17 protein-coding genes are annotated in these 20,575 nt (G+C 70.2%); 11 read left to right on the top strand and 6 right to left on the bottom strand.

Features of this window, described 5'->3' with window-relative positions:
• The first annotated feature begins 78 nt into the window (after positions 1 to 78).
• Positions 79 to 897 carry a carbon-nitrogen hydrolase family protein gene (locus tag KZC50_RS12630; RefSeq protein ID WP_301133109.1) on the top strand — a complete coding sequence of 273 codons (819 nt, stop codon included), beginning with the start codon at positions 79 to 81 and terminating at the stop codon, positions 895 to 897.
• Here KZC50_RS12630 and KZC50_RS12625 read toward each other — a convergent pair.
• On the bottom strand, positions 881 to 2,098 hold the full coding sequence (locus tag KZC50_RS12625) for an aminotransferase class I/II-fold pyridoxal phosphate-dependent enzyme (protein WP_053548419.1): 1,218 nt from the start codon (positions 2,096 to 2,098) through the stop codon (positions 881 to 883). The genes KZC50_RS12630 and KZC50_RS12625 overlap by 17 nt on opposite strands.
• Before the next feature lie 114 nt (positions 2,099 to 2,212).
• Here KZC50_RS12625 and KZC50_RS12620 point away from each other — a divergent pair, with 114 nt between their 5' ends.
• From KZC50_RS12620 to KZC50_RS12610, 3 genes are read left to right on the top strand one after another with little or no spacing between them, the layout of a single operon-like run.
• Complete coding sequence (locus KZC50_RS12620; RefSeq protein ID WP_236968634.1) at positions 2,213 to 3,661, top strand: S1C family serine protease; 1,449 nt, start codon at positions 2,213 to 2,215, stop codon at positions 3,659 to 3,661.
• A 37-nt stretch (positions 3,662 to 3,698) separates the two neighbouring features.
• Positions 3,699 to 4,967: a CDP-glycerol glycerophosphotransferase family protein gene (locus tag KZC50_RS12615; RefSeq protein WP_310891893.1), complete on the top strand. Its 1,269-nt coding sequence runs from the start codon at positions 3,699 to 3,701 to the stop codon at positions 4,965 to 4,967.
• On the top strand, positions 4,964 to 6,415 hold the full coding sequence (locus KZC50_RS12610) for a CDP-glycerol glycerophosphotransferase family protein (RefSeq protein WP_310891892.1): 1,452 nt from the start codon (positions 4,964 to 4,966) through the stop codon (positions 6,413 to 6,415). Before KZC50_RS12615 ends, KZC50_RS12610 begins: the two co-directional genes overlap by 4 nt.
• 2 nt (positions 6,416 to 6,417) lie before the next feature.
• On the opposite strand, the gene KZC50_RS12605 is transcribed toward KZC50_RS12610, so the two are convergent.
• Positions 6,418 to 7,524 carry a glycosyltransferase family 2 protein gene (locus KZC50_RS12605; protein WP_310891891.1) on the bottom strand — a complete coding sequence of 369 codons (1,107 nt, stop codon included), beginning with the start codon at positions 7,522 to 7,524 and terminating at the stop codon, positions 6,418 to 6,420.
• A 51-nt stretch (positions 7,525 to 7,575) separates the two neighbouring features.
• On the opposite strand from KZC50_RS12605, the gene KZC50_RS12600 reads away from it, so the two are divergent.
• Positions 7,576 to 8,865, top strand: coding sequence for a CDP-glycerol glycerophosphotransferase family protein (locus KZC50_RS12600; RefSeq protein ID WP_301133099.1), 1,290 nt, complete (start codon positions 7,576 to 7,578; stop codon positions 8,863 to 8,865).
• 9 nt (positions 8,866 to 8,874) lie between these two features.
• Here KZC50_RS12600 and KZC50_RS12595 read toward each other — a convergent pair whose 3' ends face one another.
• Together KZC50_RS12595 and KZC50_RS12590 are read right to left on the bottom strand one after the other, a co-directional pair.
• Positions 8,875 to 10,278, bottom strand: a complete 1,404-nt coding sequence (locus KZC50_RS12595) for a maltokinase N-terminal cap-like domain-containing protein (RefSeq protein WP_310891890.1) — start codon at positions 10,276 to 10,278, stop codon at positions 8,875 to 8,877.
• A gap of 114 nt (positions 10,279 to 10,392) precedes the next feature.
• Positions 10,393 to 11,085: a phosphocholine cytidylyltransferase family protein gene (locus KZC50_RS12590; RefSeq protein ID WP_310891889.1), complete on the bottom strand. Its 693-nt coding sequence runs from the start codon at positions 11,083 to 11,085 to the stop codon at positions 10,393 to 10,395.
• Between the two features lie 198 nt (positions 11,086 to 11,283).
• Between KZC50_RS12590 and KZC50_RS12585 the strand changes: the two genes are divergently transcribed.
• From KZC50_RS12585 to KZC50_RS12575, 3 genes are read left to right on the top strand one after another with little or no spacing between them, the layout of a single operon-like run.
• Complete coding sequence (locus KZC50_RS12585) at positions 11,284 to 12,621, top strand: ABC transporter ATP-binding protein (protein ID WP_310891888.1); 1,338 nt, start codon at positions 11,284 to 11,286, stop codon at positions 12,619 to 12,621.
• Positions 12,622 to 12,677: 56 nt separating this feature from the next.
• Positions 12,678 to 14,165 (top strand): hypothetical protein, encoded by a 1,488-nt coding sequence (locus tag KZC50_RS12580; RefSeq protein WP_310891887.1) that lies wholly within the window; start codon positions 12,678 to 12,680, stop codon positions 14,163 to 14,165.
• 38 nt (positions 14,166 to 14,203) lie between these two features.
• Positions 14,204 to 14,479, top strand: coding sequence for a DUF3039 domain-containing protein (locus KZC50_RS12575; RefSeq protein WP_301133089.1), 276 nt, complete (start codon positions 14,204 to 14,206; stop codon positions 14,477 to 14,479).
• On the opposite strand, the gene KZC50_RS12570 is transcribed toward KZC50_RS12575, so the two are convergent.
• Positions 14,449 to 15,789 carry a nicotinate phosphoribosyltransferase gene (locus KZC50_RS12570; protein WP_310891886.1) on the bottom strand — a complete coding sequence of 447 codons (1,341 nt, stop codon included), beginning with the start codon at positions 15,787 to 15,789 and terminating at the stop codon, positions 14,449 to 14,451. The genes KZC50_RS12575 and KZC50_RS12570 overlap by 31 nt on opposite strands.
• A 40-nt stretch (positions 15,790 to 15,829) precedes the next feature.
• On the opposite strand from KZC50_RS12570, the gene murI reads away from it, so the two are divergent.
• Genes murI through KZC50_RS12555 form a run of 3 tightly spaced genes read left to right on the top strand, consistent with a single transcriptional unit; the run spans position 15,830 to position 18,089 of the window.
• Positions 15,830 to 16,675 (top strand): glutamate racemase, encoded by an 846-nt coding sequence (murI, locus tag KZC50_RS12565; RefSeq protein ID WP_310891885.1) that lies wholly within the window; start codon positions 15,830 to 15,832, stop codon positions 16,673 to 16,675.
• 29 nt (positions 16,676 to 16,704) lie between these two features.
• Positions 16,705 to 17,457, top strand: a complete 753-nt coding sequence (rph, locus tag KZC50_RS12560) for a ribonuclease PH (protein WP_375294603.1) — start codon at positions 16,705 to 16,707, stop codon at positions 17,455 to 17,457.
• The gene (locus KZC50_RS12555; RefSeq protein WP_310891884.1) at positions 17,454 to 18,089 is read left to right on the top strand and encodes a non-canonical purine NTP pyrophosphatase; all 636 of its coding nucleotides are present in this window, start codon (positions 17,454 to 17,456) and stop codon (positions 18,087 to 18,089) included. Before rph ends, KZC50_RS12555 begins: the two co-directional genes overlap by 4 nt.
• Before the next feature lie 11 nt (positions 18,090 to 18,100).
• Here the strand turns inward: KZC50_RS12555 and KZC50_RS12550 are convergent, their stop codons facing one another.
• The gene (locus KZC50_RS12550) at positions 18,101 to 20,530 is read right to left on the bottom strand and encodes an ATP-dependent DNA ligase (RefSeq protein WP_310891883.1); all 2,430 of its coding nucleotides are present in this window, start codon (positions 20,528 to 20,530) and stop codon (positions 18,101 to 18,103) included.
• Between the last annotated feature and the right edge of the window lie 45 nt (positions 20,531 to 20,575).

Genomic DNA, 20,575 nt, shown 5'->3' with positions numbered 1-20,575 from the left:
GACGCGAATCGCGGCCCCCCTTCGGGTGCGGGACCGGTCGTGGCAAGGTGGAGGAGCACGCGAGGGCGGGAGACGACCATGGGTACCGAGGACCACGACGACGTGCGGATCGCCGTCGCACAGTTCGCTCCGGCGTCCGACGAGGAGGTCAACCTCGCCGAGATCGCGGCGCTCGCTGCCCGGGCGAGCGGGCTCGGCGCCGACGTCGTGGTCTTCCCGGAGTACTCCAGCTTCTTCATCGATCCGTTCGACGCGACCCTCGCCACGCATGCGCAGTCCCTGGACGGACCGTTCGTCCGTGCTCTGTGTCGCCACGCCGCTGCGCTCGGCATCACGATCGTCGCCGGATTGCTCGAAGAGGCCTCGGATCCCGGCCTGGTGCGCAACACGGTGGTGGCCGTCGACGGGGCAGGGGTGAAGGCGGTCTACCGGAAGGTGCACCTCTACGACGCCTTCGGCCAGCGGGAATCGGACTGGGTTGAGCCCGGTGAGGCGGGCGGAGTGCAGACTTTCGAGGTCCGCGGACTCCGGTTCGGCCTGATGACCTGCTACGACCTGCGATTCCCCGAGGTCGGTCGGGTGCTGGCGGACGCCGGCGTCGACGTCTTCGCGATTCCGGCCGAGTGGGTGCGCGGACCGCTGAAGGAGCTCCATTGGCAGATCCTGCTCCAAGCGAGGGCGATCGAGAACACGGTCTTCGTGGCGGCGGCGGACCACCCGCCGCCGCTCGGAGTGGGCAACTCCGCGATCGTCGATCCGCAGGGCGTCGTCCGCGCGTCCATCGGGACGGGTACCGGCATCGCGGTGTCGGACCTCGAACGCGCGCAGCTGGAGCGCGTGCGGCGGATCAATCCGGTGCTGTCGCTGCGGCGCTACACCGTCAGCCCGCGGAACTGACGCGTCCGAGTGCGGCGAGGCGTCCGGACGCTTCGCGGAGGACGTCGACCCGCTTGCATGCCGCGAACCGCAGCATCGTGGCGTAGCGATCGCGGTGTGCGGGGGTGACGAAGGCGGTGAGCGGGATGGCCACCACTCCGGCGCGTTCGGGCAGCGTCCGGCAGAACGCGGCGGCATCGCGCACGCCCAGGCCTTCGGCATCCGCCACGGTGAAGTAGGACCCCGCGGGTGGTGTCACCGTGAAGCCCGCTGCGCGCAGCCCCTCACCGAGAAGTCGTGCCTTCGCGTGCATCGCCGCGGCGAGTTCGTCGAAGAAGGCCTGCGGGAGTCGGAGGCCGGCGGCGATCGCGGGCTGAAACGGGCTGCCGTTGACGTAGGTGAGGAACTGTTTGACGGCGAGGATCGCGTCGATGAGTTCGGGGGACGCGGTGACCCATCCGATCTTCCACCCCGTCACGGAGAAGGTCTTGCCCGCGGAGGAGATCGACACCGTCCGCTCGCGCGCACCGGGCATCGTGGCGAGGGGTACGTGCGGTCCCTCGAACACGAGGTGCTCGTAGACCTCGTCGGTCACGACCACCGCGTCGTGCCGTTCGGCGAGGCGGAGCACCTCCGCCCGCACCTCCGCGGTGAACACCGTTCCGGTGGGGTTGTGGGGGTCGTTGACCAGGATGATCCGAGTGCGGTCCGTCACAGCGTCCCGGAGCACCTGGAGGTCGGGCTGGAAGGACGGCGCCACCAGAGGCACCGGGACGAGGCGCGCTCCGGCCATCGCCGCGGCGGCGGCGTACGAGTCGTAGAACGGCTCGAAGACGACCACCTCGTCGTCGGGGCCGTCGACGAGCGCGAGCAAGGTGGCCGTGAGCGCCTCGGTGGCCCCGGCGGTGACGAGCACCTCGCGTTCCGGGTCCACCTCCCACTCGTAGAAGCGCCGGTGATGCTCGGCGATCGATACCCGGAGATCGAGGATGCCGCGTCCCGGCGGATACTGATTGCCGCCGTCCGAGATGGCTCGGCGCGCCGCCTCCAGGACCACGCCCGGACCGTCCTCATCCGGGAAGCCCTGCCCCAGGTTGATGGCGCCGGTTCGGCCCGCGAGTGCGCTCATCTCGGCGAAGATGGTGGGATGCACCGTTCCGTCGGTCCCCAGGAGTCCTGCTCCCGCGGCGACGCGTCGCCAGCCCCCGGTCACTTCGTGCACAGCCGCATCCTTTCGACGTGCTCACGATGTTCGCATAGTCCGGTCCCACTCCCGGCATAAGCAATCCACAGGATCGGCGACGACAGTGGATCACGCCAGGAAGAAGGAGCACCCATGAACGATCCGCAGGACGCAGAGCCCATCGACCGCCCCACGGACCCGACGTCCGCGACCGAGGGCATCACGAACCCCGCGGTGCCGCCGCGTCCTCCGCTGCCGCCGCAGACCGGCTACGCGCCCCCGCAGGGATACGTCCTGCCCGGCGCCGTTCCGCCGCACGCCTCGGGCGCGGCGACCCCGACCGGACCTGCGGCGACCATCCCGATGGACTTCGCCGCGACCGCGGCTCCGGCGCCGGCACCCGCTCCGCGTCGGACCTCCGCGGGCGCCGTGGTCGGGCTCCTCGTGGCCGCGGCGGTCGTCGGTGGCGCCGCGGGCCTCGGAGGCGCCTACGCGGGCGTGAACCTCTTCTCGACGTCGGCGTCCGCGCCGGCATCCGGGCCGGTGTCGGTGACGGTGAACGACACCGACAGCGTCACCGAGGCGACGGGGATCGCCGCTCGCACACTGCCGAGTGTCGTGACGATCTCGGCGAGCGGGACCAATGGCAGCGGCTCCGGTTCCGGTGTCATCCTGAGCGCCGACGGATACGTGGTCACCAACACGCACGTCGTCACGCTCGACGGTGCCAGCGCGGATGCCTCCATCCGTGCCACGACCTCCGACGGCCAGGTCTTCGATGCCGAGATCGTCGGCACCGACCCCACCTACGATCTCGCCGTGATCAAGCTCGACGGAGCAGCGGATCTGACGCCGATCGAGTTCGCCTCGTCGGCCGATCTCAACGTCGGCGACACCACGGCGGCCGTGGGCGCGCCGCTCGGGCTCTCCAACACCGTCACCACCGGAATCGTCAGTGCGCTGAACCGGTCCATCGCGATCGCGTCGGCGGCGGCGCCCGAGACGCCCGATGCGGAGGACGGCGAGCAGCAGGGCGAAGGGGACGCGCCGTTCTACTTCGACTTCGGCCAGGGACGCACGACGCCCGGTTCGGGCGAGACGATCTCGATCGCGGTGATCCAGACCGACGCCGCGATCAACCCCGGGAACTCCGGCGGTGCGCTGGTGGACAGCGAGGGGCGCCTGATCGGCATCAACGTCGCCATCGCCTCGGCCGGCGGATCATCCGGGCAGGCGGGGTCGATCGGGGTCGGCTTCGCCATCCCGTCTGACATCGTCCAACGCATCGCCGAGGAGATCATCGACACCGGCGCGGCGACGCACGGTCTGCTCGGTGCCAACGTCCGCTCCGCGGCATCCGTCGAGGGCTCGCAGATCACCGGCGCCTACATCCAGGAGGCCGTCGCCGGTGGCGCCGCCGAGGCGGCAGGCCTCCGTCAGGGCGACATCGTGACGGCGTTCAACGGCGTACCGATCTCCAACGCCACCGATCTCACCGCGCAGGTGCGCGCCGCCGCCGCCGGCAGCACGGCGACGGTGACCTACGTCCGGGGCGATGCGACCGAGCAGGTCGACGTGACCCTGGGCACGCTCGGAGGCTGACCCGCACGGCGCCGCCACCCCGCGATAGGCTCGCGGGGTGGCGGCGTTCTCCTTCGGTTCGGGCAACGCGCGCAAGATCGTCGCTCTTCCCCTCTATGCGGCGGGACGGCTCCTGACCGCCCTCGTTCCCCGGCGTCACGACATGTGGGTGTTCGGGTGCGCGACCGGCGTCGGAGAAGGCGCGCTGGCGCTGTGGCAGCAGGTGGCACCGCGGCATCCGGCGCTGTGGCTGGTCGATGACGACACGCAGGCACGCGACGCTGCGCGGCTCGGGGTGAGGGCGGTGAGGAAGTCCTCCGTCGCCGGGCTGTGGGCGACCGCCCGCGCGGGCGTCGTCGTGATCACGCACGGGTTCGGCGACGTGCACCGCTACGCCGTCTCAGGTGCGTTCGTCGTCCAGCTGTGGCACGGCATCCCCCTCAAGCGCATCGGTCTGGATTCGCCCGAGACCCTCCGCCCTCCGCGGTGGCTGGACCACGGAGCCTCGCGTCGGCTCTCGCGGCGACTGCTCGCGCTGATGTACCGCGCGGCTGCCTCCCGGATCGATGTGATGCCCGCCGCCTCCGGGCTCGTCCGCGGGCGATTGGTCTCCGCGTTCGGAGTGCGGGACCACGTCGTCGTGGAGACCGGTGAGCCCCGTGTGGACGTTCTGAGCACCGGCGACGCGCCGACGCGCCGCGCCGCGGCGCGCGAAGCGATCCTCCGGGCCGCCGGTGCGGAGGGATCCCCGTCCGCGGTCGTGCTGTACGCCCCCACGTGGCGGGACGGCGCGCCGGACCCGGCGGTACCCGGCCCGGCCGATTGGCACGCGATCCTCGACGTGCTCGAACGGCGGGATGCCGTCCTTCTCGTCAGGTCTCATCCCTTGGGCTCGGGGGAGTACGCTCCGCCGGCACCGACGACCCGCGTCCGTGCCGTTCCGTCGTCGGAGGTCCCGGACATCACGCCGTTGCTTCCGGGGATCGACGCCCTCATCACCGACTACTCCTCGCTGGTGTACGACGCCGCGCTCGTGCCGCTTCCCGTCGTCTTCCTCGCGCCCGACGTGGAGGAGTACGCCGAACGCCGGGGCTTCTACGGCCGGTACGAGGATGTGGCGGGAAGCGACATCGCGCGGTCCTGGCATCAGGTTCTGCCCGTCCTCGACGCTGTGCTCGATCCCGCGACAGGGGAGTCGGAGCGTCGTGTCGCGCGCAGCCGGCACCTGAGCGACCGCGTCCACCGGCATCGCGACGGGCGCAACGCCGAGCGGGTGTACCGTGCCGTGATGGCGCGCCGCGGGCGCGCGACAGAGGGAGATCGATGACGCAGGCCCGCTTCGACACCGAGGGCGAGCTGACGCTCGTCCTTTCCGGAACCGGCGCGAGGCCCGCGCGCGCGGAACTCGTCGGGCCACGCGCACGCGTGTCGGCGACGCTCACGGGCCGAGGGAAGACCTGGAGGGCGGTGTTCCCGCTCCGTGCGTCGAAGTGGGGCGGGCCCGAGCTCCCGCTGCCCACGGGCGAGTACGCGGTGGTCGTCGTTCCGTCCTCCGAGGCCGAGTCTTCGTCGCCCGTCGACGACGTTCCCTTGGCCACCGGCGCTCTCCTGCGCGCCGAGCTCCGCGACGGTGTCGTGCACGTCGGACCGCCCCTCGACCCCGCCTACGATTCGGGCGAGGGCCAGGCGGCGTTGGAGCGCCGCTATGCGACGCGCACGACGCCCCTCGAGAACGCGGTCTTCTTCGAGAGCTTCTACGGACGCAACGCCGGGTGCAATCCGCTCGCCATCGATCGTGAGCTGGCGCGGGTGGCCCCGGACGTCGTCCGCTACTGGAGCGTCGTGGACCACTCGGTCGTGGTTCCCGACGGCGCGGTCGCGGTCGTGGAGGGGAGCCCCGAGTGGTGGCGAGCCCGAGGCGCCGCGCGACTGCTCGTCGTCAACGATTGGCTGCGACGCCGATTCGCACGACGCCCGGGGCAGCGCGTGCTTCAGACCTGGCACGGGACCCCGCTGAAGCGCCTCGCCCTGCACCGGCCCGGCTTCGACCCGCGACGGATGCTCGCCGTGGCTCGTGAATCGTTGCGCTGGAACGTCCTTCTCGCGCAGAACGCCTACGCGGAGCGGATCCTCCGCAAGGCCTATGCGTTCCTCCGCCGTCCGATCTGGGTCGAGGGCTACCCGCGCAACGACGTGCTCGTCACGGGCGACGGCATCGGCATCCGTCGCATGCTGGGGATCGGCGATGACGAGCGCGTCCTGCTCTACGCCCCGACGTGGAGGGACGACCGCTCCGAGATGGTCGACTTCCTCGATCCGGCTGCGTTCGCCCGCGAGACGGACGCCGTCGTGCTGGTGCGCGGGCACTCCCGCACGCTGCTGCCCGGGAGGGACGTCGAGGGGCCCCGGGTGATCGACGTCACGGGCTTTCCGGACACCGCCCAGCTGCTTCTGGCAGCGGACGCCCTCATCACCGACTACTCGTCCGTGATGTTCGACTTCTCCGTCACCGGGCGCCCCATGTACTTCCTGGTACCCGACATCGAGCACTACCGCGGCGAGCTCCGCGGCTTCTACTTCGATCTGGCCCGGCACGCGCCCGGTCCTCTGCTCGGATCCGCGTCCGATCTCGTCGAGGCCATCCGCCACGGCGATCCGGGGGAGTTCGCCGAGCGCTACGAGCGATGGCGCGCGCGTTTCAACTCCCGCGACGACGGCACGGCGGCGGAGCGCGTGGTCGCGCGCATCCTCGACCAGGGATTCGTCGAGCGCTGACCTCAGGGCAGCGGTGTGTTGCGCTGTCCGAGGCGTGACGTGTCGACGGTGTCGTCAGCGCCGCGGAGGACACCGACGAGGAAGCCGGCGCCCCACGCGAGGTGCATCGTCGGAAGGACGGCTGCCGTCCACAGCCGGTCCCGCCAGCCGGTACCACCGCCACGGCCGAGCGCCACGGCGACGATCAGCACGACGTAGGCCGTGATCGGAAGGTAGACGAGGGAGGCGATCAGGCCGAGAGTCCCGGTGATCAGTCCCGCGGCCTGACCGACGCCGACGAGGAGAGCCAGGACCAGGTTCAGCACCAGGAGCGGGGGAGCGAAGAACCGCACCGAGTTTCCCCGCCCGAAGCGTCGCACGAGTTCGCCACGCCAACGTCCGGTGGCCACGAACTGACGTCCGAGGCGAGACCAGCTCTCGCGCGGCCAATACGTCACCGAGAGATCAGGGTCGAACCAGACCCGGTACCCCGCTCGACGGATCCGGAGGTTCAGCTCCCAGTCCTCGCCCCGACGGATCGACTCGTCGAAGCCGCCGACCTCCTCCAGAACGGATCGTCGGAGAACCCCGAGGTACGCGGACTCGGCCTCGCCCTCGACGGTTCCCCCGTGATACGCGCCGCCGCCCAGGCCGAACGGGGAATTGTAGGCACGTGCCACGGCCCGCTGGAATGGGGTCCGCCCCTCGGCCCGCATGACGCCGCCGACGTTTGCGGCGCGGACCCGTGCCAACGTCTCCAGCGCGCGCAGGGCGTAGCCTTCCGCGAGTTCCGAGTGCGCGTCGACGCGGATGATCGTCGGGTAGCGGCCCGTGCGGATGGCGAGGTTCAGGCCCACGGGGATGTCGGCGGCCGGGTTGGCCACGAGCACGATCCGCGGGTCAGCCGCTGCGAGTTCCCGAGCGAGTTCCGTCGTCCCGTCGGTGGACGGACCGAGGGCGAGGATCAGCTCGATCGGCCCGCCGGTCTCCTGCGCGAGAACGGACTCGACCGCACGGCGCAGATAACCGCGCTCGTTCAGCACGGGCATGACGTACGAGACCCCCGCGTCCGCGCGGACCACTGGAGCATCGCGTCGGCCGTCGGATTCGCGCTGCACGCGTCCGATCATGTCACGCGCATACCGGCGGCCGCGGTTCGGCACGGTCGGTAGGCTCGAAGCGTGGGTGTGCTCTCAGACGTCAAGAAGACCGTCGCGCTCGTGCGCAAGGCGCTGGACAACCGATCGGCGGCCGTCCACGTCCGGCGTGAAGCGGCCCGTCTCGGTGGGCATCCACGATCCCATTTCCGGGTTGCGGTGTACTTCGCCGATGGCGATGTGAACATGTACCAGATGCGGCAGTGGTACAAACCGCTCGCCGAGCTCGCCCGCACCTGGCCGGTCGTGGTGCTGAGCCGGTCGGCGACGGGTGCGCGGGCGCTGATGGCGGAGGACGCGCCGCCGGTGGCATTCGTCCCCACCGTGCGCGACGTCGAGCGCTTCCTCGCGACCCAGGAGATCCGCGTCGTCCTCTACGTGAACCAGAACACGCGGAACTTCCAGATGTTCCGCTACGGCCGCCGCTGGCACGTCTTCATCAACCACGGCGAGTCCGACAAGATGTACATGACGACGAACCAGTACAAGGCCTACGACTACGCCCTGGTAGCCGGCCAAGCCGCGCGCGATCGGCTGTCCCGCGTCCTCTGGGATTACGACGTCACCACACGGACGATCGAGATCGGTCGTCCCCAGGCGGATCATTACTCCGGGGTGTTGCCCTACACGCCCGACGATCGCATCGTGGTCCTCTACGCGCCCACGTGGGAGGGGGATCGTCCTTCCGCGCACTACGGATCGATCCTCAGCCACGGCGAGTCCCTCGTGTCTGCGCTTCTGGCGACCGGACGCCATCGCGTCGTGTACCGCCCGCATCCGCGGTCCGGCGTGGTTTCGCCCGCCTACGGCCGTGCGCACCAGCGGATCGTCGCGGCGATCGCCGCCGCCAACGCCGCGGATGCGCGCGCTCAGCACGTGTACGACAACGGGCCCGAGCTGGGCTGGCAGCTCTCGTCGGCGGATGTCGCGGTCGTGGATGTGTCGGCGATGGTCTACGACCGCCTGGCGGCGGACAAGCCGCTGCTCATCACGCGCCCGGTCGACCCCGAGGCGGTCGTCGACACGCACGGGTATCTTTCGGACTGCGAATGGCTCGATGCGTCGCGGTCCGCCGACTTCGTCGGGGACATCGACCGTGTGCGGACCGACCCGGCAGCCGTCGCGAAGCTCGCGCACTGGGTGTACCACTACTTCGGCGACACCGCGCCGGGCTCGTCCACGCGCCGTTTCCACGCCGCGATCGGTTTCCTCATGACCGAATGGGAACGCTGGTATGCGGCGTCCGCTGATGCGTCGAGCGCGACGGATGGCGATGAGGACGAGGCTGAGCTCGAGGATGGTGCCGAGACCTGAATCCGCACCTCACCGGCGGTTCGACGGGGAAGAGACCTCGGCGATGAGCCGCTTCACCGCCCCGAGTGGAATCTCCGTCCACGCCGGCCTGTTGCGCACCTCGTAGATCGCCTCGTAGACGGCCTTGTCCATCTCCAACGCCGTCAGCAGGGTCGCCACCGTCGTCAGATCCACGAAGGATACGGCGGCGTATCCCCGCAGGAAAGACTCGCGCGCCGTGCGGGCCCAGTCCCGGACGGCGGAGGCCTGGTCGGGACGCTCGAGTTCGAGGGAGCCCGCGACGTAATCGAACGACCTCAGCATGCCGGCGACATCTCGGAGAGCGAGATCCGGAAGGGTGCGCTCGTCCATCGGCCGTAGCGGCTCTCCCTCGAAATCCAGGAGCACCCAGCCGCGGCCCGGTACCCGGAGGACCTGGCCCAGATGATAATCGCCGTGGATCCTCTGCAACGCGGGCCACGGCAGCCTCAACGCCGTCGCGTACACGGCCTCGATGTCCGAGCGCCATGGCGAGAGCGCAGGCACCTCGTCGAGCGCGATGGACAGGCGGCGGTTCCAGGCGGCCGCGACGGCGTCGCGCTGGGCGGGGGTGCATTCCTGCTGCGGGAACAATCGCGCGAGCGCGACGTGCACATCGGCCGTCGCGATGCCGAGCTCTTCGGCCGCGGCGCGGAAGTCCGCGCCGGAGGCGGCGGCGTTCAGAGCGACGCGCCAGGCGTCCTGGACGCCGGGGAGGAACTCCTGGGCGGAGGCGAGCGACCCGCGGACGACGCTCTCGGTGTCACCGGGGCTCGGCCAGCTGCCCTCGATCCATCCCACGGCCGCGGGGACGTGAGGTGAGCCGCCGGCCGCGAGAGCTCCGGGGAGCTCGATGTCGGGATTGTGCCCCGGATGCAGCTGTCGATAGATCTTGCAGATGACGGGCATGGCCTCGGGCCCCTCGAACACAAGGGAGGTGTTCGACTGCTCGCCGGTCATCACCCGGTTCGTGCGCTGACGTTCATCGTGTGCGGCGGCAGGATGGCCTGTGGCCTGGGACCCCGGCCCGATCGCGGTCCCTCCGCCGGTGATGAGGGAGAGGAGCACCTGCGCGTAGGCGTCGTCGTAGGGACCGTCCCGCAGGATCAGGTCCGGATCGGGCCTGCCGATCTCATGCGGATCGTCCGCCGCGACCTGCGGGGCCGCGCGCGCGACGACCGGCACCTGGTACAGGACGGCGGGGTCGGAAGCGTCGTCTGCGACGAGGTAGGTTCGGACGAAGAGGACCTGGTCCGCATCAGAGACGGATTCCGTCGGCCCAGCCGGCTCGAAGTCCCACCACGACACCATCCGCAGGCGCGGCGACCGCCCTTTGGTCGCGTACCAGCGTTGGCGCGGCATCCAGGCCGTCAGACATGCGAGCGTGCTGTCCATACCCGCGAGCGTAGGCGGGGCGCGGCCCACGTGTCGAGCCGTGAGGAGGCCCTGGCGCAGTGGCCATGCACGGGCTAAGGTGCCCTGCGCAATGCGCGGACCGTCGAGGAGGAGTCAGACGTAGAGATTCGCCCGTTCGAGGTCTTCGGCGAAGTCGACCTCCACGGCGTAGAGGTCGGAGATGTCCATCGGCGCGAGCCGCAGGCCGTCTTCCCGGATCGCCAGCTCGAGGCCACGCTCGAAGTAGTCCTGGTCGCCGACGCGCGCGAGCTGGCGCATGAAGGCCTTCTTGTCGCGCGCGGAGATGTAGTTGATGCCGACCGCTTCGCCGATCCCGTTCGACACGGTCTTGGAGAGCTCGTCGATGTGGCCGGCCGCATCGACGGTGTACTTGACCTCTTCGTCGGACACCTTCGCGGTGTTCACCGTGACGAACGACTGGTCGCGCTCGATGAGGACGATCGCACGGCCGAGGATCCGCGGATCGAAGACGACGTCACCGTTCATCCAGAGCACTCCGGCCTTCCCGGTGGCCGCCAGCGCGCGGAGGAGACTCTTGGACGTGTTGGTCTGGTCGTACCGCTCGTTGTAGACGTAGTCGGCGGCCGGGAAGGCCTCCACGATCGTCTCGGCCCGGTAGCCCACGACAGTCGTGATCTTCGCGTCGTCGCCGAACGCGGCGAAGATGTTGTCGTGCTGCTGGCGCATGATCGTGCGGCCGTCGCTGAGCTCGGTCAGCGGCTTGGGAAGGCTCCGCCCGAGGCGCGAGCCCATGCCGGCTGCGAGGATGACGGTCTGAAGAGTCACGGTCTTCTCCTAAAGAGAGTGGGATTCACCGGAGATTCATCGGTGAGACACCTCCTCGTGCCGGGGCAATGGTAGCGATGACAGCTGGGAACGTGCAGAATGTTCGCTCTCCGTTGTGGATTCGTGACAATCCGAGGGTTTGCCGACACTCTTCGACGCCGTCTTCGGGGTGTCGGCCCGCCTTGCTACTTTGGAGGAGTGACTCCCTCTCTCCCGGTGCCCCGTGACGCCGATCCGGATCAGCCGGACGGAGGCCGAGTCGCGCCCGTCGTGCACCTGCCGCGCGCGGTGGAGATCCCGCCGCGTCCGCCGCTTCCTCCCCTTCCGAGCCCCGCGACGGCTGACCTCGTCATCCCTCCGCGCCCGCCCCTGCCGACGCCGCGCGATCGGGATGAGGCGCCCGCCGATGCGACGACCGACGAGGCGGACGAGCCCATCGAGCAGGAGGTCGTCGACGACACGCCCGACGGCGATGACGAGGCGGATTCGATCGATGCCGATGCCGATGCCGATGCTGTAGGGGCCGACCTCCACGACGGCGCTCCCGGTGAGTCCGCCGGAGAGGATCCCGACGCCGACGACTCCGAGGAGAGCACCGTCGCCGGCGACGTCGTGGGAACGCTTCCGGAGACCGCGGAACAGCCGGCGGAGCTCGACCACGACGGCACCGTCGCAGATGACGCACCGGACCCCGAACCGCTCACGTCGGGTCCGGCGGACCCGGGGGCTCTCGCCTTCGTCGACATCGCGACTCCGCTGACGGCGGCCGAAGGCGACGACGACGTCCTCGTCCTGCGCGGCGTCGTCAAGTCCTTCGGCAGTACCCGTGCCGTCGACGGCATCGACCTCACCGTGCAGGCGGGAAGCTTCTACGGAATCGTCGGTCCCAACGGGGCCGGCAAGACGACCACACTGTCGATGATCGCCGGCCTGCTCTCTCCGGACCGGGGATCGATCCGCGTGGGCGGTGTCGACTTCGCGGCGGATCCGCACGCCGCGAAGCAGATGATGGGGGTGCTCCCCGACCGGCTGCGCACGTTCGACCGGCTCACCGGTCGTCAGCTTCTCTACTACTACGGCGTGCTGCGCGGTCTGCGGCCGGCGGTGGTCGAGACCCGGACCGCGGATCTCGCGCGCGCCTTCGACCTCACCGAGGCCCTCGGCCGCGTCGTCTCCGACTACTCGGCCGGAATGGCGAAGAAGGTGATGCTCGCGGGTGCGATGATCCACTCCCCGAGGCTCCTCGTGCTCGATGAGCCTTTCGAAGCCGTGGACCCCGTCTCCAGCGCCGTCATCCTCGACATCCTCTCGACCTATGTGGCGCACGGCGGCACCGTCATCCTCTCCAGTCACGGGATGGATCTCGTGGAGCGGGTCTGCTCCCGCGTCGCCGTGATCGTCGCGGGCCAGGTGCTCGCCGAGGGGTCGATCGAAGAGGTGCGCGGGGAACTCACCCTCGAGCAGCGGTTCGTCGAGCTGGCCGGAGGCCTGAGCGACGTGGAAGGGCTCGAGTGGCTGCATACATTCTCCGGCTGAGGGCTGCCCTGCTCCTCGGGAGCCTCCGCGGCGATGCCTCTCACGTCACGAGGCTGATGCTTGCGCTCCTGACGCTGGCCGCCGGTGTCGCGGCGGTCTGCTGGGCGCTCGTGTCGTTGCAGCAGAGCGGGCCCGAGGTCGTCCTCACCGTGACCGTGCTCGCGGGCGCGGCGGTCACCGCGGGATTCGCGGCTGCACCGGCGATCGCATCCACGTCCGATCCCTTGGACCCCCGTCGCTTCGCCGTCCTCGGCCTCCGCGCCCGCGCTCTCGCCGTCGTCCTGATCGTGGCGGGTCTCATCAGCCTTCCCGTGCTCGTGCTGGCGGTCATCGCGGGCGCGGCGGGCACGGTCTGGGTCGCGCAGGGCGCCCCCGTGGTAGGTGCGATCTTCGGGGTGGTCTTCGGCATCCTGACCTGCATGCTCTTCGCGCGCATCGCCATGGCGGGTGCGTCGATGTTCCTCCGCGAGAGGCGGTCACGCGAACTCACCGGCCTGTTCCTGCTCGTGGTCCTGGTCGTGGTGATCCCCGGCGTGGTGTTCTTCGCCTCTCTCGAATGGGATGGCCGTGTGCCGAGCCAACTCGCCGAAGCCGTGGCAGTCCTCTCGGTGACACCGCTGGGTGCGGCCTGGGCTTTTCCGCTCCTCTTCGCCGCGTCGGACGGTACTGCCTGGGTGTCACTGGCGGTCGCCGTCGGGACGCTGCTGGCACTCGTCGTGATCTGGATCATCGTCGTGGAGCGGGTGCTGACCACGACCGAGCGCCCGTCCGCCGTGCGTGAGCGCGGGGGACTGGGGTGGTTCGCCGTCGCGCCGGGGACCCCCGGGGGCGTGATCGCCGCGCGAAGCCTGATCTATTGGTTCGGAGACCGCCGGTATCTCGTCAACATCGTCGTGGTGCCGGTCGCGGCGGCCGTCACGGTTCTGCCCCTGCTCGTGGCCGGTGTGCCCTTCAGCCTGGCCATCCTGATCCCGGTGCCCTTCATCGCCCTGTTCCTCGGCTGGCTTCCCCACAACGACATCGCCTACGACTCCACCGCCGTGTGGATGCACATCGCGAGCGGTGTCCGCGGTGCCGCCGATCGGTGGGGCCGTCTCGTTCCGGTCATGCTCATCGGCCTGCCCCTTCTGGCGGTCCTGATTCCCGTGGCCGTCGCGGTACACGGCCGTTGGGCGCTGTTGCCGGCCATGATCGGTATCTGCGTGGCGCTCTTCTTCTCCGCGCTCGGGCTCTCCAGCATCGCGTCCGCGGTGGCGCCGTACGCGGTGTCGCCCCCGGGGGAGAGTCCGTTCCAGCAACCGCAGCGCACGAGTTCCCGTGGCGTGATCGCACAGGGGCTCGTGTTCTCGGGTGCGATCGCCCTCGCCGCTCCCGCGCTGTGGTTCGGCTGGGAGGCCCTCACCGGGGACATCGAGGCGGCGGTGTCGGCGCTGTGGTTCGGCGTCGGGGTGGGCGTGGCGGTCCTGGTGGTGGGCACCGCCATCGGAGCTTTCGCGTTCGCGCGCCGCGGGGGACGGATCATGGAGTTCGCGGAAGCCAGCTGAGCACCGTTCGTCGGAGGCGGACGATAGACTCGGGGACCATGAGCACGCCCATCGGAAGCCCCGACGAGGGGGGGATCGCCACCCTCGATCGCGAGTTGGAAGAACTCATCCGCGAAGAGTCGGTGGAACCCGGCGACCACGAGCGGTTCTCCCACTACGTCAAGAAGGACAAGATCCTCGAGTCCGCCTTGACGGGTAAGCCCGTGCGCGCCCTCTGCGGAAAGAAGTGGACGCCGGGACGGGATCCGGAGAAGTTCCCCGTGTGCCCGACTTGCAAGGAGATCTACGCCTCGCTCGGCGGCGCGCCCTCCTGATACACGGTGGGGACTGCCGGATCCGAACGGCTGAGGCCGAATCCTCCCACGGGTAGTTCGGCGCGCACCAGCGCGTGATGATGACGTGCGGCTTCGACGCCGCGCGGACCCTCGAACGCGACCTCCGTCTCCCCTCCGTCTATGAGCACGACCTGCAGGGCGCGCGTTCCTCGCGAACCCGTGTCCGACGCGTCTCCGGGGTGGACGATTCGGAGGAGCTCCGTGGTGGCCGTCCCGTCCGCGACGACCCTCACTGCGCGTTTGCGACCGCCACGCGAAGACTTCTCGGTGGACGCCTTGGCCACCGGGATCCAGTCACCTGACGCGCTTTCGCGGGCGACGAGCTTGTACACCATGCCGGCCGTCGGATGGCCGGAGCCCGTGACGACGGACGTCCCCACGCCGTACGCATCGACGGGGGAGGCCGCGAGCGCCGCGATCGCGTACTCGTCGAGATCGCTGGTGACCGTGATCTTCGTCCCGGTCGCGCCGAGGGCGTCGAGCTGGGCGCGAACCGCGGCGGCCACGGTGGGGAGATCGCCGGAGTCGATCCGCACACCCCCGAGCGCCGGCCCGGCGACGCGCACCGCCGTACGCACGCCCTCGGCGATGTCGTACGTGTCGACGAGGAGGGTTGTCTCCGGGCCCATCGCGTCGACCTGCGAGCGGAACGCCGACTCCTCGTCGTCGTGGAGGAGAGTCCAGGCATGCGCGGCCGTACCCATCGTCGGGATGCTCCATCGGCGACCGGCTTCGAGATTCGACGTCGCGGAGAAGCCCGCGATGTACGCGGCCCGGGCCGCGGCGACGGCGGACTCCTCGCCGGCGCGACGGGAGCCCATCTCCGCCAGCGGGCGTCCGTCGGCGGCGATACTCATGCGCGCGGCGGCGGTGGCGATCGCGGAGTCGTGGTTCATGACGCTGAGGATCAGGGTCTCGAGGATGACGGCGTCGGCGAAGGTGCCCTCGACGGTGAGGATCGGCGACCCGGGGAAGTAGAGCTCGCCCTCGCGGTAGCCGGTCACGACCCCGGAGAAGCGGTACGTCTCGAGCCACGCGACGGTGGCGGCATCCACGATGCGTGCGTCGCGCAGGAATCGGAGCTCCTCGGGCCCGAACCGGAAGTCGCGGATCAGGGAGAGCAGTCGGCCCGTACCCGCCACGACGCCGAAGCGGCGGCCCCCGGGCAGTCGTCTGCCGAACACCTCGAAGACGCATCGACGGGACGCAGTGCCGTCGCGGAGCGCCGCGTCGAGCATCGTCAGTTCGTAACGGTCGGTGTGCAAAGCCGTGCTGCGCCCGGAGCTCATGGCGCAAGCCTAGTGAGGCGCTGGCGTAGGCTGGTCCACCGTGGACGACGCACCGATCGGGATCTTCGACTCGGGGGTCGGAGGCCTCACCGTCGCACGGGCGATCTCGGCACAGCTCCCGCGGGAGTCGCTGGTGTACATCGGTGACACCGCACGATCGCCCTACGGACCCAAGCCCATCGCCGACGTACGTCGCTATGCCCTGGAGATCCTCGACGACCTCGTCGGACAGGGCGTGAAGATGCTCGTGATCGCCTGCAACACCGCGTCTGCGGCCGTGCTGCGGGACGCACGGGAACGCTACGACGTCCCCGTGGTCGAAGTGATCGCCCCGGCGGTGCGGACGGCCATGTCCACGACCCGGAACGGTCGCATCGGGGTGATCGGCACGACCGGGACCATCGGCTCCGGTGTGTACCAGGACATGCTCGAGGTCAACGCGCATCTGACGGTCTTCCCGAGGGCCTGTCCGCGATTCGTCGAGTTCGTCGAGGCGGGCGTCACGGACTCCGCCGAGGTCCTCGCGGTCGCCGAGGAGTACCTCGCCCCCCTGCGGCACGCCGGCGTCGACACCCTCGTCCTGGGGTGCACGCACTATCCCTTCCTGGAGGGGGCCATCAGCTACGTGATGGGCCCGGAGGTCAGTCTGGTCTCCAGCGACACCGAGACGGCGAAGGACGTCTACCGGCAGTTGGTCTCGCGCGACCTGTTGGCCGGCCCCGGCGCGCGGGCACAGCATCTCTACGAGGCGACCGGTGATTCCGCCGACGACTTCCTGCGACTCGCTCATCGACTGATGGGACGCGAGGTGCAGGCGGTCCGGCTGGTGCAGACCGGCGCGATCGACCTTCCCGGACGGCATGCCGCCGTGCCGGACCACCCCTGAACCGTTCGCCGTCCCCACGGAGGAGAATCATGACCGACCCGACCACCGAGATTTCTGCTGTCCGTCGCGCCGACGGTCGTGCGGCCGACCAGATCCGAGATGTCCGCATCGAGCGCGGCTGGTCGCGTCAGGCGGAAGGCTCGGCGCTCATCTCCTTCGGTAACACGCGCGTGCTGTGCACGGCGTCCTTCACACCCGGCGTGCCCCGCTGGCTGACCGGCAAGGGCAAGGGGTGGGTCACCGCGGAATACGCGATGCTGCCGCGCGCCACCAACAGTCGCAACGACCGCGAGAGCGTCAAGGGGCGCATCGGCGGGCGCACCCATGAGATCTCTCGGCTGATCGGACGATCGCTTCGCGCGGTCGTGGACACGAAGGCGCTCGGCGAGAACACGATCGTCATCGACTGCGACGTGCTGCAGGCCGACGGGGGGACGCGTACGGCGGCGATCACCGGGGCCTATGTCGCGCTCGCCGATGCCATCGAATGGGGACGCGCGAAGAAGTTCATCGGCCAGAAGTCGCGGGTCCTGTTCGACTCCGTTTCCGCAGTTTCGGTCGGCATCGTCGACGGGACGCCGCTCGCCGATCTCGCCTACGTCGAGGACGTCCGCGCCGAAACCGACATGAACATCGTGATGACCGGTCGCGGCCTCTTCGTCGAGGTGCAGGGAACCGCGGAAGGGGCGCCCTTCGACAAGACCGAGCTCGACGCCCTCCTCGCGCTGGGGGAGTCCGGCTGCGCGCAGCTGCGCGAGCGGCAGCTGGCGGCGCTCTCGTGACCGGCTCCTCCGCGCGGGCGACGGCCCGCATCGTGCTCGCGACGCACAACGCGCACAAGGTGGCCGAGTTTCAGCAGATCGTCGCCGGCGCGCGCCCGGACCTCGAAGTCATCGGGTACGACGGCCCAGAACCGATCGAGGACGGCGTCACCTTCGCCGAGAACGCGCTGATCAAGGCGCGGGCGGCCGCGGCGCACACGGGGCTTCCGGCGCTCGCCGACGATTCAGGGATCTGCGTGGACGTCCTCGGCGGCGCGCCGGGCATCTTCTCCGCGTACTGGGCGGGTCACGCCAAGGATTCCTCCACGAACCTCGCGCTCCTCCTGGACCAGCTCTCCGACATCGCCGACCCCCACCGCTCCGCGCACTTCGCGTGCACGATCGCGCTGGTGGTTCCGTCGGCGGAGGGCGCGGATGCCGCTGAGCACGTCGTGGAAGGCCTGTGGTCCGGTCGCCTCGCCCGCGCCGCGGACGGCGGAGGCGGCTTCGGCTACGACCCCGCGTTCATCCCCGACGGACAGGAACCCGGCGGCGAGCGGACGGTCGGCCGATGGTCGGCGGAGGAGAAGAACGCGCAATCGCACCGTGCGCGTGCGCTCGCGGCGCTGCGCCCGCTTCTGGCGTCCCTCTGACACCGGTCCCGTCACCCCGAACGATCCCCCTCCACCTGGACGTCGAGCGGATCCCTGTCCGGCCGCAACCCGCGCCATCGGGCATGACGGAGAACGCCGTCGGGCGTGAACCGAGCGAACTCCACCTCGCCGACGACGACGGGGCGCACCCACAGGGCATCCGCCGCATCGGCGGGCGGGACGTCGTGGAAGGGTACCGCCGATGTGCGCAGCGGGGTCAGTAGGCGATCGAGCTCGCGCAATGCCGCATCGTCGAAGCCGCTCCCCACGCGCCCCACGTAGCGGAGACCGTTCTGGTCGGGAATGCCGACCAGGAGCGACCCGATGCCTCCCGGCCGGGAGGCGCGCCCGGGACGGATGCCGCCTATGACGACGTCCTGTCGGCGGGTGAACACCACCTTCAGCCACGCCTCGTCCCGCGCACCGGAGCGGTAGGGGGAGGCGGGGTCCTTGGCCACGATCCCCTCGAGGTCCGTCGCGCGCGACGCCGCGAGGGCCGCCTCGACGTCGTCGAACACAGGCGTGAGGACGTACGTCGGACCCGCGTCGGCCAGGACGCGTTCGAGGATGCCACGGCGTTCCCGCAACGGCATGGCGGTGAGGTCGAGGCCGTCCGCGGCGAGGACGTCGAAGGCGAAGAAGTGCACGCCGATGCGCGCCCTCGCCGCCGCGATCTCGGCGGCGGAGGTGAGGTTCATCCGCTGCTGGAGGCGGGAGAAGCTCGGGCGGTGCCGATTGTCCAGTGCGACGATCTCACCGTCCAGGATGACGGGAGCGCCGCCGGGTCCCGCCCTCAGCTCCGGATAGATCGCGGTCATGTCGCGTCCGCTGCGCCCGCGGATGGTCACGTCCTGGCCGTCCCACCGGACGAGCGCCCGGATGCCGTCCCACTTGGCCTCCGCCCACGAGCCGCGTCGGCTCGCCCGCGCACGTGCCTGAGCCGCTGACGCCGCCACCGCCAGCATGGGCCGGAGCGCCCCCCACGCCGGAAGAGGATCGGGCGGTCCGGCGTCGTTCCGAGCCTCGACGCGCGCGGCAGGTTGGGTCCGACCGGCGGCATCCGTCTTCATGCGGTGCAGGAGCCAGGTGGACTTCTCGCCGACCCCGGCCGTCCGGATGAGAGCGAACCGCACCCGCCCGAGCGGACCGCCGGGGCGCCCCTCCGCGGTGAAGATGACTTCGTCGTCCCGCCACTTCTCGAGCTCGTAACGACCGGTGTCCCAGATCGTCATGGATCCTGCGCCGTACTCGCCGCGCGGGATCTCGCCCGCGAAGTCGAGGTAGTCGATGGGGTGGTCCTCGGTCATCACCGCGAGGGCGTTCTTCGTCGACGTCGCGGGGATCCCGCGCGGCACCGCCCAGCTGACCAGGACGCCGCCGCGCTCGAGTCGGAGATCCCAGTGGAGCCGGGAGGCGTGGTGCTCCTGGATCACGAAACGGTCGAGCTCCGGCGACGGGATCACGGGTGTCGCGGAAGGGAGCGGCTCGGGCGTGCGCCCGGGGTTGCGTTTCGCGATGTATGTGGTGAGATCGCCGCCGACGTGCGCCGGTCGGGAGGGGAGGAGGGCCAGGAGGAGGTCGCCCTCCGCGTCGACGCGGCGCATGACCTCGGAGAAATCCAGGTGCGCGAGCTCCGGCTCCTCAAGCTCCTGCCAGGTGCGCGGGGCGGCGACGGTCGGACGTTCCCGTCCACGCAGCGAGTAGGGCGCGATCGTCGTCTTGGCGCCGTTGTTCTGCGACCAGTCGAGCAGGACGCGCCCCTCGCGCCGCGACTTCGCCATGTCGCTCACGACGAGATCGGGATGGTCCGCCTCGAGCGCGCGCGCGAGCTCATGGGCGAGCGCGCCGGCATCATCGGTCGTGACCCCGTTCGGAAGGGGGGCGTAGAGATGGATGCCCTTGCTTCCGCTCGTGACGGGAAGCGGTGGCATCCCCATGTCGTCCAGGACCGCTCTGGCCCAGCGTGCGACCTCCGCGCACTCCGCCAGTCCCACTCCCGGGCCGGGATCGAGGTCCAACACGAGCCTGTCCGCGTGCCGCGGGCGCTCATCTCCGTCTGCGTCCTCGTGCAGGAACCGCCACTGCGGGGTGTGCATCTCGAGACTGGCGACCTGGGCGAGGTAGACGAGCCCGGCGACGTCGTCCACCAGCGGGTACGTCTTGGGTCCGCGCGAGTGGGCGATGCCGCGGCGTCGCAGCCAGCTCGGCGCGCCGGCCTCGAGCTCCTTCGCGAAGAACGCCGGCTGCGCCACTCCCTCCGGCCAGCGGATGCGGGTGACGGGGCGGTCCCGGAGGTGGGGGAGCATCACCGGAGCCACTCGGGTGTAGTACTCGATGACCTCGCCCTTGGTCGTCCGGGTCGCGGGGTAGAGGATCTTGTCAAGGTTGGTCAGACGGATCGTGCGCGTACCCACCCGCACCGTCTGCGCCTTCCCGCTCATGCGCTCAGGGTAGCCCTCGGTGCTGTGGCAGGTGTCTACTGGTGT

It is taken from the genome of Microbacterium aurantiacum, from assembly GCF_031625015.1.
Classification (GTDB): Bacteria; Actinomycetota; Actinomycetes; order Actinomycetales; family Microbacteriaceae; genus Microbacterium; species Microbacterium aurantiacum.
The sequence above is the reverse complement of the archived record's forward strand: the minus strand, read 5'-3'. Positions and strand labels throughout refer to the sequence as shown.